This is a genomic window from Mesorhizobium argentiipisi (SeqCode), from assembly GCF_037179585.1.
Taxonomy (GTDB): Bacteria; Pseudomonadota; Alphaproteobacteria; order Rhizobiales; family Rhizobiaceae; genus Mesorhizobium; species Mesorhizobium argentiipisi.
Window position 1 is genome coordinate 41,377 of sequence record NZ_JAPYKO010000009.1, and the last position, 15,632, is coordinate 57,008.

12 protein-coding genes and 1 pseudogene are annotated in these 15,632 nt (G+C 63.8%); 5 read left to right on the forward strand and 8 right to left on the reverse strand.

What is annotated here, in order from left to right; all coding sequences use genetic code 11:
• Together rnd and O7A05_RS14640 are read right to left on the reverse strand one after the other, a co-directional pair.
• Entirely contained in the window at positions 1-1,152 is a 1,152-nt protein-coding gene (gene rnd / locus O7A05_RS14635; protein WP_337093785.1) for a ribonuclease D, read from the reverse strand.
• A 196-nt stretch (positions 1,153-1,348) separates the two neighbouring features.
• Positions 1,349-2,575, reverse strand: coding sequence for an MFS transporter (locus tag O7A05_RS14640; protein WP_337093786.1), 1,227 nt, complete (start codon positions 2,573-2,575; stop codon positions 1,349-1,351).
• 114 nt (positions 2,576-2,689) lie between these two features.
• Between O7A05_RS14640 and O7A05_RS14645 the strand changes: the two genes are divergently transcribed.
• Both O7A05_RS14645 and aspS read left to right on the forward strand, forming a co-directional pair.
• On the forward strand, positions 2,690-3,448 hold the full coding sequence (locus tag O7A05_RS14645) for a DeoR/GlpR family DNA-binding transcription regulator (RefSeq protein ID WP_337093787.1): 759 nt from the start codon (positions 2,690-2,692) through the stop codon (positions 3,446-3,448).
• A 111-nt stretch (positions 3,449-3,559) separates the two neighbouring features.
• A complete protein-coding gene (gene aspS, locus O7A05_RS14650) occupies positions 3,560-5,353 on the forward strand; it encodes an aspartate--tRNA ligase (protein WP_337093788.1) in 1,794 nt (597 codons plus the stop codon).
• Between the two features lie 231 nt (positions 5,354-5,584).
• Here aspS and O7A05_RS14655 read toward each other — a convergent pair whose 3' ends face one another.
• On the reverse strand, positions 5,585-6,775 hold the full coding sequence (locus tag O7A05_RS14655; protein WP_337093789.1) for a hypothetical protein: 1,191 nt from the start codon (positions 6,773-6,775) through the stop codon (positions 5,585-5,587).
• A 56-nt stretch (positions 6,776-6,831) separates the two neighbouring features.
• Complete coding sequence (locus O7A05_RS14660) at positions 6,832-7,026, reverse strand: hypothetical protein (protein ID WP_337093790.1); 195 nt, start codon at positions 7,024-7,026, stop codon at positions 6,832-6,834.
• A gap of 166 nt (positions 7,027-7,192) precedes the next feature.
• Here O7A05_RS14660 and parC point away from each other — a divergent pair, with 166 nt between their 5' ends.
• Both parC and O7A05_RS14670 read left to right on the forward strand, forming a co-directional pair.
• Positions 7,193-9,451: a DNA topoisomerase IV subunit A gene (gene parC, locus O7A05_RS14665; protein WP_337093791.1), complete on the forward strand. Its 2,259-nt coding sequence runs from the start codon at positions 7,193-7,195 to the stop codon at positions 9,449-9,451.
• A 237-nt stretch (positions 9,452-9,688) separates the two neighbouring features.
• Positions 9,689-10,888, forward strand: a complete 1,200-nt coding sequence (locus O7A05_RS14670) for an AI-2E family transporter (RefSeq protein ID WP_337093792.1) — start codon at positions 9,689-9,691, stop codon at positions 10,886-10,888.
• Here O7A05_RS14670 and O7A05_RS14675 read toward each other — a convergent pair.
• The 4 genes from O7A05_RS14675 to O7A05_RS14690 form a co-directional block, all read right to left on the reverse strand.
• Entirely contained in the window at positions 10,876-11,772 is an 897-nt protein-coding gene (locus tag O7A05_RS14675) for a DMT family transporter (protein ID WP_337093923.1), read from the reverse strand. The genes O7A05_RS14670 and O7A05_RS14675 overlap by 13 nt on opposite strands.
• Before the next feature lie 125 nt (positions 11,773-11,897).
• Positions 11,898-12,662 (reverse strand): arginyltransferase, encoded by a 765-nt coding sequence (locus O7A05_RS14680; RefSeq protein WP_337093793.1) that lies wholly within the window; start codon positions 12,660-12,662, stop codon positions 11,898-11,900.
• A 148-nt stretch (positions 12,663-12,810) separates the two neighbouring features.
• Positions 12,811-13,281, reverse strand: a complete 471-nt coding sequence (locus O7A05_RS14685; protein ID WP_073989170.1) for an RDD family protein — start codon at positions 13,279-13,281, stop codon at positions 12,811-12,813.
• 99 nt (positions 13,282-13,380) lie between these two features.
• Positions 13,381-14,064 (reverse strand): methyltransferase family protein, encoded by a 684-nt coding sequence (locus O7A05_RS14690; RefSeq protein WP_337093794.1) that lies wholly within the window; start codon positions 14,062-14,064, stop codon positions 13,381-13,383.
• 176 nt (positions 14,065-14,240) lie between these two features.
• Between O7A05_RS14690 and sthA the strand changes: the two are divergent.
• Positions 14,241-15,628 (forward strand): annotated as a pseudogene (gene sthA / locus O7A05_RS14695) (Si-specific NAD(P)(+) transhydrogenase).
• Positions 15,629-15,632 lie beyond the last annotated feature (4 nt).

Below are 15,632 nucleotides of genomic sequence, written 5' to 3' on the forward strand. Positions count from 1 at the left end.
CTACAGGTCGAACACCGCGATCCGGCGCTTGTCGAATTTGATGCCGATCTCGCCGCGCACCAGCCTTAGCGCCTGCTCGCCGAAAACGGCGCGCCGCCAGCCCTGCAACGCCGCCACGTCGGCTTCGTCGCCCTCGGCGGCTATGCGATCGATATCGTCGCTGGAGGCAAGCACCTTGGTGGCGACGCCTTCCTTCTCCGCGACAATCCTGAGCAGCACCTTGAGCAGCTCCGCCGCCGCGCTCGACCCCTCCGGCGGCTGCAAGCTTTTCGGCAGTTTCGGCATCGCGTCCTTGGGCAGCGCGAGGGCGGCGTTGACCGCGCCAAGCAGCGCGGTTGCCGTGGCCGAGCGTTCCCAGCCTTTCGGCGTGGTGCGCAGCTTGCCGAGCGCCGCCGCGTCGCGCGGCGCCTGTTGGGCGATCTCGTAGATGGCATCGTCCTTGAGCACGCGGCCGCGCGGCACGTCGCGCTCGCGCGCCTCGCGTTCGCGCCAGGCCGCCACCGCCTGCACGATCGCCAGTTCCTGCGGCTTGCGCAGCCGCATCTTCAGCCGCTTCCAGGCATCCTCCGGATGCGGATCGTAAGTCTCGCGCGAGGTGAGGACGTCCATCTCCTCGTTCAGCCAGTGCGCGCGGTCCTCGCGCTCCAGCTCGGCGCTGAGATGCTGGTAGACCTTGATCAGATGGGTGACGTCGGCAAGCGCGTATTCGAGCTGCTTGTCGGAGAGCGGCCGGTGCCGCCAGTCGGTGAAGCGCGAGGACTTGTCCAGCCGGGCTCCGGTGACCTTCTGCACGAGCTGGTCATAGGAAACGCTGTCGCCGAAGCCGCAGACCATCGCCGCCACCTGCGTGTCGAACACCGGATGCGGCACCAGATCGCCGAGATGGACGATGATTTCGATGTCCTGACGCGCCGCGTGGAAGACCTTCAGCACCGCTTCATTGGCCATGAGCCGGAAAAATGGCTTGAGGTCGATGCCGGGCGCCAACGGATCGATAAGCGCCTCGATCCCAGGCGCGGCGATCTGGATCAGGCAGAGGATCGGCCAGAAGGTCGTCTCGCGGATGAATTCGGTATCGACGGTAACGAATTCCGACTTTTCGAACGCCGCGACAACGCTCTCGAGTTCTTCTTGTGTGGTGATGACGCGCATCAAATCGCTTTTGGCACAGTATTAGGCCTCTTTCAATTTCAGCCGCGCGCTCTTTCGTCAAGCGCCGCGACGTAAGCGGTGGCTCTATCGTCGGGTTCTCCCGTACGAAATCGCACCGCGTGCCCGCACCCCATCGCGCGATGCCCGTCAAGCGGCTGCGGCCAGCTTCGCTAAGTGGCGCTGCCGCGCGAGCCGTTCATGCTTCATAGGCTCGCGCCGGGACCCTCTCTCCTGTCGAGCCGGATCCTATCCCCTCCGGCATTGCGTTCGACGACGGTCGCCGGCCGAGCGCGCCCGCTGCCGCCAGGCTGAGCACGATGAACGGTATGCCAATGCCATAGGCCGAGCGGATGCCCCAATGGTCGGACACGAAGCCGAGCAGCGGCGGGCCAAGCAGGAAGGCGACGAAGGAGATCTGCGATAGAGCCGCGACATTGATCGCCGCGGCGCGATCGGTGCGCTGCGCCGCAGCCGAGATCGCCAGCGGGAAGATGGCGCTGCTGCCGATGCCCAGAAGCGCAAAGCCCAGCATCGAGATGAAGGGCAGGGGCGAGAAGAAGACGATGAAGACGCCGACCATCATCGTCGCCAACAGCACGCGCGCCACGCTGCTTGGCGAGTAACGATCGACGAAGCTGTCGGCGAAGAAGCGTGTCGTCGCCTGCGAGAAGGCGAACAGTGCGACCGTGATCCCGGCGACGAACGGCCCTGAGTCGAACACGGTGCGCATATAGATCGCCGACCAATCCATGCTGGCGCCTTCCATCAGCATGGCCGACAGCGTCACCGCGACGAGGATGAGGATCGGCAGCGTCGGCCTGGCGAACATCGGCGCCTTGTCGCCGGACGTGGCGAAGCGGGCGGGCGCCGGTTCGAAACCCCCGAGGAACAGCGCCATCGCAACCGCCACCATCGGCACCACCAGCGCCAGATGCAGTTGCGGCGACAGGCCGAGATGCGCCAGCGCGCCGCCGAACAGGCCGGCGCCGAAGAAACCGATGCTCCAGAACGAATGCGCCCGGTTCATGATGCGGCGTTTGAGCAGGAACTCGGTCCTGTCGGCCTCGACATTCAAGATGATCTCGATGCTGCCGATCATCACTCCGACCGGGAGCAGCATCAGGAACAGAGCGGCGGGGCCGGACGCGTGCACCGCGAGGGCATAGGCAAGGCCAAGCAGCGGCACCAGCCAGAGCAGCGCGCGACGAAAGCCGACACGCTCCAGGATCGGCGTCGCCAGCGTCAGCGCGACAAGGGTGCCGATGGGCGTGCCGATCAGCGCGAGCCCGAGCGTGCCGTCTTCGATCCCCATGGCTCGCTTGATATCGGGCAGGCGCGGGAAGATGTTGCCCATGGCAAAGGAATAGATCGCAAAGCCCGCATAGACGCGGTGCTGGGGGGCTAGTTTCAGGCCAAGGGTCATCGCGGGCAATCCAACAAGGAGTATGACGGCGAACTCTCGGGTTCGTTCACGACTGCGTTTGTTGCATGAACCGGCAAAACATGCAATAAAGTGCACAAATAAATAGGATCATGCATGCTTACCGAAGAACGGCATCAACTCATTCGGAACCAGTTGGCGGCGGACGGAAAGGTGCTGGCGGGCGAGCTCGCCACCCGTTTCGGCGTCTCGGAAGACACGGTGCGCCGCGATCTGCGCGAGTTGGCGAAAGCCGGGCAGTTGCGCCGCGTCTATGGCGGCGCGGTCGCCTCCGCGCCTTTTGCCGCCGCGACGCTCAGCCAGCGCAGCCGTCATGCGGTCGAGGAAAAAACGCGGCTCGCCAGGGCGGCGGTTGGACTGCTTAGTTCAGGGCAGTCGCTGTTCATCGACGGCGGCACGACCAACGAGGCGATCGCCAGGGCGATCCCGCGCGACATGGAGCTAACCGTCGCCACCAATTCGCTGGGCGTGGCCTCGGCTCTGGCGGACCTTCCCTTGGTCGAGCTGATCGTGCTCGGCGGCCGCTACGTGCCCGATCTCGGCACCTGCGTCGGGGCCGACACGCTAGCCGCCGTGGCGCAACTCGGCGCCGATCTGTTCTTTCTCGGCTCCTGCGGGCTGGATGTAGCGCGCGGCGTCACCGCCTTCGATTCGGCCGAAGCCGAAGTGAAGCGCGCCATGGCGAAAAACAGCGCCGGCATCGTCATTGCCGTCACCAATGACAAGCTCGCCACCGCCGCGCCCTATCGCGTGGCGGGGGCGGATGCGATCCGCTATCTGGTGGTGGAAAAGAGCGCGCCTCCGGCCACGCTCGCCGATTTCCAAAGCCGGGGCGCGCAAATCCACTTTGCCTGACGGCCGAAGCGCGCCTGCGTGACCGCTTGCCTTGACAAAGCCGGCCTCTCATGCGCTTTTCGCGCCAATTTTCGAGCCGGGCCGTCGCCCCGCAATTTCCGGACTTTACCCATGACCACGCATCGTTACCGCAGCCACACCTGTGCCCAGTTGAGAAAGAGCGACGTCGGCAATTCCGTCCGCCTGTCGGGCTGGGTGCATCGCGTGCGCGACCATGGCGGGCTGCTCTTCATCGATTTGCGCGACCATTACGGCCTGACCCAGATCGTCGCCGATCCGGATTCGCCGGCCTTCAAGGTCGCCGAGACCGTGCGTGGCGAATGGGTGATCCGCGTCGACGGCGAGGTCAAGGCGCGGCTGCCGGAAACCGTCAATCCGAACCTGCCGACCGGCGAGATCGAGATTTTCGCGCGCGAGATCGAAGTGCTGTCGGCGGCCAAGGAACTGCCGCTCCCCGTTTTCGGCGAGCCGGAGTACCCCGAAGACATCCGCCTGAAATACCGCTTCCTCGACCTGCGCCGCGAGACGCTGCACAAGAACATCGTCGCGCGCACCAAGATCATCGCCGAGATGCGCAAGCGCATGGGCGAGGTGGGCTTCACCGAGTTTTCGACGCCGATCCTGACGGCGTCGTCGCCGGAAGGCGCGCGCGACTTCCTGGTGCCGTCGCGCATTCACCCCGGCACCTTCTACGCGCTGCCGCAGGCGCCGCAGCAATACAAGCAGCTGATCATGGTCTCTGGCTTCGACCGCTATTTCCAGATCGCGCCCTGCTTCCGCGACGAGGATCCGCGCGCCGACCGCCTGCCTGGCGAATTCTACCAGCTCGACCTCGAGATGAGCTTCGTCGAGCAGGACGACGTGCTCTCCACCATGGAGCCGGTGCTGCGTGGCGTCTTTGAGACCTTCGCCGCCGGCAAGCCCGTGACCCAGGAATTCCGCCGCATTCCCTATGACGAGGCGATGCGCACCTACGGCACCGACAAGCCTGACCTGCGCAACCCGATCGAGATGCAGGCGGTCTCGGATCATTTCCGCGACTCCGGCTTCAAGGTTTTCGCCAACATCCTCGCCAACGACGCGAAAGCCGAGGTCTGGGCGATCCCGGCCAAGACCGGCGGCAGCCGCGCCTTCTGCGACCGCATGAACTCCTGGGCGCAAGGCGAGGGGCAGCCCGGGCTGGGCTACATTTTCTGGCGCAAGGAAGGTGAAAAACTCGAAGGCGCCGGTCCGATCGCCAAGAACATCGGCGAGGAGCGCACCGAGGCGATCCGCCAGCAGCTCGGCCTTACCGATGGCGATGCCGCCTTCTTCGTCGCCGGCGACCCGAAGAAGTTCGTCACCTTCGCGGGCGCCGCGCGCACGCGCGCCGGCGAAGAGCTGAACCTCGTCGACCGCGAGCGGTTCGAGCTCTGCTGGATCGTCGATTTCCCGTTCTTCGAATGGAACGAGGACGAGAAGAAGATCGACTTCGCCCACAATCCGTTCTCCATGCCGCAGGGCGGCATTGATGCGCTCAACGGCCAGGAGCCGCTCGGCATCAAGGCGTTCCAGTACGACATGGTCTGCAACGGCTTCGAGATCGCGTCGGGCGGCATCCGCAACCACCTGCCGGAAACCATGGTCAAGGCTTTCGAGATGGTCGGCCTGGACCGTGCGACGGTGGAAGAGCGCTTCGGCGGCCTCTACCGCGCCTTCCAGTACGGCGCGCCGCCGCATGGCGGCATGGCGGCGGGCGTCGACCGCATCGTCATGCTGCTCGTGGGCGCCAAGAACCTGCGTGAGATCACCATGTTCCCGATGAACCAGCAGGCCTACGACCTGCTGATGAACGCGCCGTCCGAAGCGACCCCGCAGCAGCTGCGCGAGCTGTCGCTGCGCGTCGCGGTGGCGAAGAAGGACTGACGGCAGCGTAGCAACTGCCCTTTCTCCCCGTCACTATACGGGGAGAAATGTCCGGCAGGACAATGAGGGCAGCGCGGGTGCTGGCGATTTACGGGCCGCCGTGGCAGGCGGGGCCTTCTAACAGGTAATCGGTCCTGCATCGAATTTCATTCGCGAGCGTCGGCGCTGCCCCTCATCCGCCTGCCGGCACCTTCTCCCCGAATAGGGACGGGGAGAAGGCAGCTAGTTCGATCAGTCCTGGTTCGCCTTGACCTTGACGCCCAGCGTCTTCGGCAGGTCGAGCGGGTTGGACATGGCGCCGGCCATGATCAGCGCGAACGGCACCGACGACGGCGGCTCGGCCGAGATTTCCAGGCTCTTCGGATTGTCGAGGAAGGTGTTGACCGCCGCCGAGACTTCCGCAGTCAGCTCGGGATTGTTGAGCTGCGCCATGCCGAACGGCACGATCGCCTTGGCCTGGTTGGCAACGTCCTTGGCCGACATGCCCTGCTGCTTGCCGACATAGTCGAGCACCTTGCCGGTCAGCGAATCGTCCTCGAAGCGCACCGATGCGCCATTGAAGGAAAGCTGCTGCATCAGGCCGAGCATGGCCATCCCTTGCGCGGAATTGTCGGCGCCTTCCGGCTGGGCGGCGAGCTTCTTCTGCATCTCCTGCATCGACTTGATGAAGTCGAGCGTGTAGCCGCCGAGGTTGAAGGTCATGCCGAGCGTGCCGGCGTTCTCGACCGAGATGTCATATTTCGACAGCTCCATCTTGCCGTCGCTCGGCTGCCAGGTGCCGGCCATCGCGATGTTGCCCGAGATGTTCTGGTAGCCGAGCGCCTCGATCGCTTCCTTCGATTTCGGATCGTCGACCAGCGAGAGATCTGCGGTGAATTTTTCGGTGTTGGCGGTGAAATCCATCGCCTTGCCGTCGGCCGGCGGGGTGATCTGGACGGCAAGCCCGTCCATCGCGAACGCCGTCTTGTCGCCGACCTTGACCGTCATGTTGGAGAGCTCCGCCGACTTGTACATCATCAGCGAGCCGAGCGGATCGGTGCCGCCTTCGGCCGGGACCTTCATGTCGTGGATAACCACCGGGCTGAGATTGAGCGTCACGCCGTCCTTGCTGTGCTCGAAAGGCGAGGTCGAGACGGTGGCGATCTCATAGCCCCCATTGGCTTCGCTGACCCCTTCCAGCTTCACGTCGCCGATCGGCAGTGCCTCCTTCTCGGCGGCCGGCTTGATGGAAACACCCTGCAGCACGGCGTTCGAATCGTCGCCGGAGACGCCTGTCCAGGAAATGTCGACGCCCTGGGCGGCAAGGGCTGCCTTGATGCGCTCGGCCACCGCCGGATCGGCGGCGAAGGCAGCATTGAGCGGCAGCGTCAGCAGAAAGGTCGAAAAAGCCAATTTCTTGAGCGTCGAGCGTTGGATCGTCATGGCGAGTTCCCTGTCCTGATTTGGCTATGATGAAATTTGTTTTGAAACCTGCTCCATCACCATTCCGTGACGAACGGGACGGAAAAAGGCATGTCCCGGCACATTTGTCGAAAACGGCGATGAAAAGCAAACTGCGGTCGGCAGCCTTTGCGCGATGCGGTGAATTTGTCATGAAGACCGCGGCTTTCCTCCGCCAGCGCGTTGCATTGCCAGATAGCGGCCGCATGTAACGGATTGATGTTGGCCGGCATCATGTTGCCGACTAAGCCTGTTGCAGATCGGCGGCAAATTGCAGCCGTCGCGGCGCCGCTTCCGTGAAATCCTTCACACCGCCGGCTGCGTGTCTACGGCCGCGGCGAATGCGCCGATGTTCACGCGGCGCTTGCCGCGAATCACCCGCTCGGCTAGTCCAAATCCATGGGAAAAAGGCTTTTGCCGCCTGATGACAATGGCGGCGGCGATAAAATCGAACCGGTCGATCTGAAGGAAGCGCTCGAGCGGCGCTATCTTGCTTATGCGCTGTCGACCATCATGCACCGGGCGCTGCCCGATGTGCGCGACGGACTGAAGCCGGTCCATCGCCGCATCATGCACGCCATGCGGCTGCTGAGACTCAACCCCGATCAGGGCTTCGCCAAATGCGCCCGCATCGTCGGCGACGTGATGGGCAAGTTCCATCCGCATGGCGATCAGTCGATCTATGACGCCCTGGTGCGGCTGGCGCAGGATTTCTCGATGCGCTACCCGCTGGTCGACGGGCAGGGCAATTTCGGCAACATCGACGGCGATAATGCCGCCGCCATGCGCTACACCGAAGCGCGCATGACCGAGGTGGCGAGCGAGCTGCTTGCTGGCATCACCGAGGACGCGGTCGATTTTCGCCCGACCTATAATGAAGAGGACGAGGAGCCGTCCGTTCTGCCGGGCGCCTTCCCGAACCTGCTCGCCAATGGCTCGTCGGGCATTGCCGTCGGCATGGCGACCTCGATCCCGCCGCACAACGCGGCTGAGCTTTGCGACGCAGCACTCCACCTGATCGAGCATCCGGAAGCGCCGGTGGCGAAGCTGATGGATTTCGTCCAAGGACCGGATTTCCCGACCGGCGGCATCATCGTCGACAGCCGCGCCTCGATCCTCGAAGCCTATGAGACGGGCCGCGGCGGTTTCCGCGTGCGCTCCAAGTGGGGCCAGGAGGACCAGGGCAGGGGAACCTGGAGCATCGTCGTCACCGAGATCCCTTACGGCGTGCAGAAGGCCAGGCTGATCGAGAAGATCGCCGAGCTGTTGATGGCGCGCAAGCTGCCGCTGCTCGAAGACATCCGCGACGAGAGCGCAGAAGACATCCGCATCGTGCTGGTGCCGAAGAGCCGCACCGTCGATCCCGGCATCCTGATGGAATCGCTGTTCAAGCTCACCGAGCTCGAAAGCCGTTTCCCGCTCAACATGAACGTGCTGTCGCGCGGCAAGGTGCCGAACGTCCTTTCGTTGAAAGGCGTGCTGAAGGAGTGGCTCGACCACCGCCGTGAGGTTCTGATCCGCCGTTCGAAATACCGGCTCGGCGAGATCGAGAAGCGGCTGGAAATCCTCGCCGGCTACCTGATCGCCTATCTCAACATCGACGAGGTCATCAGGATCATCCGCGAGGAGGATGAGCCCAAGCAGGTGATGATGGCCCGCTGGTCGCTCACCGACACCCAGGCCGAAGCCATCCTCAACATGCGCCTGCGCGCCTTGCGCAAGCTCGAAGAGATCGAGATCCGCAAGGAATTCGACGGCCTCACCGCCGAGAAGAAGCAGATCGAGGCCCTGTTGGCTTCCGACGCCAAGCAATGGTCGACGATCAAGTGGGAAGTCGCCAAGGTCCGCGACACGTTCGGTCCGCAGACCGAACTCGGCAAGCGTCACACCCAGTTTGCCGATGCCCCCGAGCACGACCTGACCGACATCGCGCACGCCATGATCGAGCGCGAGCCGGTCACGGTGGTGGTGTCGGAAAAGGGTTGGCTGCGCGCCATGAAGGGCCACCTGACCGACCATTCGCAGCTCACCTTCAAGGAAGGCGACAGCCTGAAGCTCGCGTTCCATGCCCAGACCACGGACAAGATCCTGGTTTTCACCACCGGCGGTAAGTTTTACACCATCGGCGCCGACCGGCTGCCGGGCGGGCGCGGCCATGGCGAGCCGATCCGCATCATCGTCGACATGGAGAACGACCAGGACATCGTCACCGCCTTCGTCCATGATCCGAAGCGCAGGCTGCTGCTCGTCTCCTACGACGCCAACGGTTTCGTGGTCTCGGAGGAAGAGGTCGTCGCCAACACCCGCAAGGGCAAGCAGGTGATGAACGTCAAGGCGCCGGACGAGGCCAAGCGCTGCATACCGGTTTCCGGCGACCATCTCGCCATCGTCGGCGAGAACCGCAAGATGCTGGTCTTCCCGCTCGCCGAAATCCCGGAAATGGCGCGCGGCAAGGGCGTGCGCCTGCAAAAATACAAGGACGGCGGCGTGCTGGACCTGAAGACCTTCACCCTGGAGACGGGGCTCTCCTGGCAGGATTCGGCCGACCGCACCTTCACCAAGTCGCGCGAGGAGCTGGCCGAGTGGATCGGAGCGCGTGCCGCCGCCGGCCGCATGGTGCCGAAGGGTTTCCCGCGGACGGGGAAATTTAGCACCTAATCTCCCGTCTTGCGGGGGAGATGGCCGGCAGGCCAGAGAGGGTCGTCTTGCATAGATCGCCGACGCGGTCTTGTCGCACAAGGCGCTGGCGCTCCACGCGCTAGCACCCTCTGTCGCCTTCGGCGACATCTCCCCCTCAAGGGGGGAGACGCCCAATCATTTGGACTATCGTCACGATTGCTGCACTATGATGGTGCATAAGCATCCATGAACCATAGGGCAGGGAGAAACACCGGATTGAAGCGGGCTGAAATCCAGAAGCCGGGGCAGCGCCTGTTCGGCCTGTCGACGCCGCTGAGGGCGGCCGTCATCCCGCCGCTGTCGGCGGCGCGCTGGCTCCTGGTGCTGATCGTCGCTGCCGGCGTCTATTTCTTCCACGGCTTCCTGTTCCCGGTGCTGGCGGCGCTCGTCATCGCCTTTGCCAGCTGGCCGCTCTACCGCCGGCTGCTCGTTGGCGTCGGCGGCAACCGCACGGTCGGCGCGACCTTGGCGATCCTTTTCATCCTCACCTTCCTGGTGGTGCCGATCGCGCTTGCCGGCACCTATGCCATTAACGAGCTGCGCGAGTGGGTCACCTGGGCGATCGAGACCAATCGCCACGGCGCGGTGACACCGGGTTGGATCGCCGCCATACCGGTCGTCGGCCAGTGGCTGAACGAGCAGTGGACGGCCTATCTCGGCCATCCCGGCGGCATCGGCGAGGCGATCCAGCTGATCAGCGGCTCCAACATCGGCAGCATCTACCGCGGCGCCTTGGCTGCCGGCGGCAGCGCCTTCAGCCTGATGCTGACGCTTCTGTTCATGATGATCGCGCTGTTCTTCGCCTATCGCGACGGCGAGGCTTTTGCGGCCCAGATCGATCGCCTCGGCGAACGCATCCTGCCGACGCGCTGGGAACGGATCTCGCGCGTCGTGCCGGCAACCATCTCCTCGACCGTGACGGGCATGACCATCATCGCCATCGGCGAGGGCCTGGTGCTCGGCATCGCTTATTGGCTGGCCGGCGTGCCATCGCCGGTGACGCTCGGCGCGCTAACCGGCATCATGGCGCTGATCCCCGGCGGTGCGCCGCTCTCCTTTACCTTGGTGTCGATCTACCTCGCCGCCAGCGGCAAGCTTTTCGCTGGCACGGCGCTCTTCATCTGGGGCGCGGTCGAGCTCTTCATAGTGGACAAGACCTTGCGGCCCAAGCTCGTCGGCGGCCCGATCAAGCTGCCGTTCCTGCCGACCTTTTTCGGCCTAATCGGCGGCGTCAAGACGATGGGTTTCCTCGGCCTGTTCATCGGCCCGGTGTTGATGGCGCTGCTGGTCGCCATCTGGCGCGAATGGCTGCGCGAGGTCGAGATCATGGACGAGCTTCCGCCTGTCGCCGAAGAGGCCGGCGGGCCGCTGCAGATCGAAGCGGCGGCCGAGCCGAGGAAAGTTCAGGCCGGGTGAACCACGGCAAGCGCGGCACGGCGCTTGCGGCCCTCATGCAATTGCCACAGCGAATGCGCCACCAGCGTCACGATCAGGATCGTGCCGCCGATCAGGCTGTTGCGCGTGGGCGCCTCAGCGAAGATCAGCCAGACCCAGATCGGCGCCAGCACGGTTTCCAGAAGATAGAACATCGCCACTTCCGGACCGGAAATGTATTTCGGTCCGTTGGCGAGGCAAAAGAACGAAATCGGCATGACCACCGCGCCGTTGAAGACGATCCACCACGGCGCGTTCACGTGGAAGCCTTCACCCGAAACCATGAAGGCGGCGAGCGCCAGCGGTATGATGACGCCGACGAGCGCCGTGAAGCCCATGTCCTTGCCGCTGGCGCGCGAAATGGTGATGGCCAGAGCGACAAAGAAGGCCGAGCACAGCGCCATGAAATCGCCGAACAGATGCCCGGTGCCGACCGAGCCGCCGACGATGATCAGCACGCCAAGGATCATCGCCAGCATGGCGATCACGGTTGCAAGTCGTGGTCTTTCCTTCAGGAAGAGCCACGACAGCAGCGCCGCGAACACGGTGTTGAAGGCCAGGATGAAGACGAGGTCGGCCGTCGAGGTGTGATAGACAGCCGTGACGAAGCTTATGCCGGTCATTCCGTAGCAGAATGCCACGGTAAGTCCCGACCAGCCCGGAATGAGCCGGGGCGCGTTCCTGTCGAACGATCGCCAGATGGCCCACATCACCAGCCCCGCCAGCAAGGTGGTGCCGGTGCGCAACAGCATGATTGTCCAAGGTGTGCCATCGGCAAGCCGGATCAGCGGTATGTCGATGGTCAGTGTGAGGCCGCCTATGGCGGTGATCAGGAGGCCTTTGTGGTGATCGGTGTGGGTGGACACTTGGGCAGTCTCGCAAACAATCTTGAGGAGGCGCACAGCGGCCATGCCGCGGTCCTTCCAGCCTGAGGGCCGAAAGACCAGCGTCCTCCTCCTTGAAACAGCTTAAGGATGAAGCGTGGGGCGGTTCAGCGACTGATCGCTTCGTGGTCGTAGCGCTCCCAGCCTTTCGGGCCGAGATGCTCCTGCGGCATGAAACGCATCTTATAATTCATCTTGCGCGAGCCGTTGACCCAGTAGCCGAGATAGACGTGGGGCAGGCCCATCGCCTTGGCGCGGGCGATGTGGTCGAGGATCATGAAAGTGCCGAGAGAGCGGTCCTCGAAGTCGGGATTGAAATAGGAATAGACCATCGACAGGCCATCGGCCATCTTGTCAGTGAGCGCGACAGCTATCAGTTCGCCGTGGCCCTTGCCGGTGATGAACGTGTCGGGGCCGCGCCGCCGGTATTCGATGATCTTGGTGTCGACATGCGTGTCTTCCACCATCATCGCGTAGTCGAGCACGGTCATGTCGGACATGCCGCCGCGGCGATGGCGGGCATCGAGATAGGCGCGGAAGAGCGAGTATTGCTCGGTTGAAGGCTGCGCGTCGTGCATGGCGCCGACGAGGTCGGCATTGTGCTGGACGACGCGGCGCATATTGCGGCTGGGGCTGAATTCCTGTGCCAGGATGCGGACCGACACGCAGGCGCGGCACGATTCGCAGGCCGGGCGGTAAGCGATGTTCTGCGAGCGCCGGAAGCCGCCTTGCGTCAGCAGATCGTTCATCTCCGGCGCCTTGTCGCCGACAAGGTGCGTGAACACCTTGCGCTCAAACTGTCCCTCCAGATAGGGGCACGGTGACGGCGCGGTCAGGAAGAACTGCGGCGACTGGGTCGGATGCTGCGTCATCTAATCTTGGAAACGCTCCTGCGAATCGCCCTACCTTTGGCCCGGCCGACGAAAAATTCAACAGGATTGTGCTGACGCGACGGCCTCGACCTGTTCATATTTACGCGCAGGCGGCGTGGCGGTTCGATGAACGCGGCCCTGGACACCGTCAGATATCGGTGCGGGTGACCACGGTGCCGAGCAGCAAATCGTGCAGCGTGCGCTTGCGGTCGGAGAACAGCGTGACCAGGAGCACCAGCGGCGTCAGGATGACGTTGCCGGCCCAGAACAGCACCGAGTGAACCACGGCCGTCATGCCGTCGATGCGGCTGCCGTCGAGCTTCTCCAGGCGGATGCCCATGATCTTCATGCCGGTCGTCGCCTGGTCGCGGCTGCCCAGCGTGTTCCAGATGTAGAGAATGGCAACCATCGGCACCAGCACCGAAAACAGCGCCCACCCGAGGCCGAAGGTCAACAGCCCGAGAATGGCGACCAGGATGGCGAAGGGAATGGTCAGCAGCGCGACGAAGAAATAGTCGAGCAGGAAGGCAAAGATGCGCCTTGTCCGCACCCCGCGATAGGCGCGGGTGTCCTCGAACCTCGTCGTGATGATCTCTCCGTCCAATACGCGTGCGTTCATGTCGTTCCTCGATCGCGGCACTCGTATGTGCCTGCCTTCTCAAATGGTGAGAATGGCCCTGAATTCAAGGAACATGCGGGCCAACGAACGGGCGCGATGTCAGAAGATGCCGGGGCAGAGCCTGTAGCGGACCCGTCCGAGATAGTCGCGATACTCCTCGGTCAGCGCCAGGATGCGCTCCTCCCGCAGGATGCGATGGATCTGGAACAGGGTGATGATCGCATAGACGGTGAAATTGTAGAGCGAGAAGCTCGAAAGCAGGAAAAGGATGTGCCCCGCCAGGTAGCCGGCATAGATCGGGTGCCGCACGAAGCGGTAGGCGCCGCCGGTGACCACGCCGCGATTGGCAGGCAGGATAGCGAAGGACCGCCCGAGGGACATCTTGCCCCAGATCACCAGCCATAGCGCCAGGAATTGCAGCGGCGCCGCGATATAGAGCGGGATAATGGCGATGCCGTCCTGGAGCGATACGAAACCCGAGCCGAAACCGGCCGTCAGCGAGATGAACACCGTGAAAGGGCTCCAGTCGCGGACAATCGGTCGGCGCGCCAGCAGCAGCCAGGTAAAAGTCAGGACGTCGGAGATCATGAGCAGCAGGATGTTCAGCCGGCCCGGATCGATGACCATATGGTACGCGCCGCGATAGACGAAGACCGCGGCGACGGCCAGCGCGATGAAACGGAACAGGCCCTCGCGCAGATCGGTGAGGGTCTCGCTGCTTCGCAGCCCGGACCAAAACCCCGTTTCTGCCCCGACAAGGGACTCACTTTTGTAAATCGCCAACTCTGTTACCCCAAGTGATCCCTCGCTGGCACCATTGCACGTAAGCCTTGCCGTCCAGTTAAGGTTTCGCATGCATTCGGTTGCATTGCGGATTCGTCTGTCGGCGAATGGTGTTGGCTGTTGAACATGACATTCTTCCCGGTCTAGCTTGCTGCGGCGCACAAAGGGACGGGTTCATGGACTACGACATGCTGGTCATCGGCAGCGGCCCTTCGGGCCGCCGCGCCGCGGTGCAATCGGCCAAGCTCGGTAAGTCGGTGCTGGTGGTCGACAGGGGCCGGCGCCTGGGCGGCGTCTCGGTGCATACCGGCACCATCCCGTCGAAGACGCTGCGCGAGACGGTGCTCAACCTCTCGGGCTGGCGCGAACGCGGCTTCTACGGACGCGGCTATCGGGTCAAGCAGGACATTTCGATCTCCGATCTGGTCGACAGGCTGCACAAGACGCTCGACCATGAGGTCGAGGTGCTGCAGCATCAGTTCATGCGCAATACGGTGAAGAGCGCGCGCGCCGCAGTGAAGTTCCTCACGCCGAACAAGGCCAGCCTGACCGCCGACAATGGCGACTACAGTGAGGTCGGCTTTGCCAACGCGCTGATCGCCGTCGGCACCAGGCCGCATCGTCCGGCCGACGTGCCCTTCGACAGGAAGCGGGTCTTCGACAGCGATGAGATGCTGGAGCTCCATCATCTGCCGCGCACCCTGACAGTGATCGGCGCCGGCGTCATCGGCGTCGAATACGCCACCATCTTTTCCGCGCTCGACGTGCCGGTCACACTGGTCGAGCCACGCAACACCATCCTCGACTTCATCGATCGCGAGATCGTCGATGACTTCATTCACCAGATGCGCGACCGCGGCATGACCATCCGGTTGGGCAGCACGGTGAAGGAGATCGCTTCGAACCCGACCACGCCGAGGTGACGCTGGCGGATGGCCGCACCATTCGCTCGGAGATGGTGCTGTACGCCGCCGGCCGCACCGGCAATGTCGCCAGCCTCGGCCTCGACATGGTCGGCATCGAGGCCGACGCCCGCGGCCGCATCAAGGTCGACCCGCACACCTTTCAGACCAGCGTGCCGAACATCTACGCGTCCGGCGACGTCATCGGCTTCCCGAGCCTTGCCTCGACGTCGATGGAGCAGGGCCGGGTGGCGGCCTGCCATGCCTTCGGCGTCAAACTGCCGCCGCCGCCCGAGAGCTTTCCGTACGGCATCTACGCCGTGCCGGAGATCTCGACGGTCGGTCTGTCAGAAGAGCAGGTGCGCGAAAGCGGCGCCGCCTATGAGGTCGGCCTTGCGCGTTTTCGCGAGACCTCGCGCGGTCACATCATGGGCGTCTCAAGCGGCTTCCTGAAGCTGTTGTTCTCGGTCGAGACGCGCCGCCTGCTCGGCGCCCATATCGTCGGCGAGGGCGCTACCGAGCTCATCCATATCGGCCAAGCGGTGATCAATCTCGGCGGCACGGTCGACTTCTTCGTCAACAACACCTTCAACTACCCGACATTGGCCGAGGCTTACAAGATCGCCGGTCTGGACGCCTGGAACCGGATGGGGCAGGGGTGAGGGC

Bases quoted from the DNA above. Each gene is read 5' to 3' on its own strand.
- rnd (WP_337093785.1), bottom strand. From the start codon at position 1,152: ATGCGCGTCATCACCACACAAGAAGAACTCGAGAGCGTTGTCGCGGCG.
- O7A05_RS14640 (WP_337093786.1), bottom strand. From the start codon at position 2,575: ATGACCCTTGGCCTGAAACTAGCCCCCCAGCACCGCGTCTATGCGGGC.
- O7A05_RS14645 (WP_337093787.1), top strand. From the start codon at position 2,690: ATGCTTACCGAAGAACGGCATCAACTCATTCGGAACCAGTTGGCGGCG.
- aspS (WP_337093788.1), top strand. From the start codon at position 3,560: ATGACCACGCATCGTTACCGCAGCCACACCTGTGCCCAGTTGAGAAAG.
- O7A05_RS14655 (WP_337093789.1), bottom strand. From the start codon at position 6,775: ATGACGATCCAACGCTCGACGCTCAAGAAATTGGCTTTTTCGACCTTT.
- O7A05_RS14660 (WP_337093790.1), bottom strand. From the start codon at position 7,026: ATGCCGGCCAACATCAATCCGTTACATGCGGCCGCTATCTGGCAATGC.
- parC (WP_337093791.1), top strand. From the start codon at position 7,193: ATGGGAAAAAGGCTTTTGCCGCCTGATGACAATGGCGGCGGCGATAAA.
- O7A05_RS14680 (WP_337093793.1), bottom strand. From the start codon at position 12,662: ATGACGCAGCATCCGACCCAGTCGCCGCAGTTCTTCCTGACCGCGCCG.
- O7A05_RS14685 (WP_073989170.1), bottom strand. From the start codon at position 13,281: ATGAACGCACGCGTATTGGACGGAGAGATCATCACGACGAGGTTCGAG.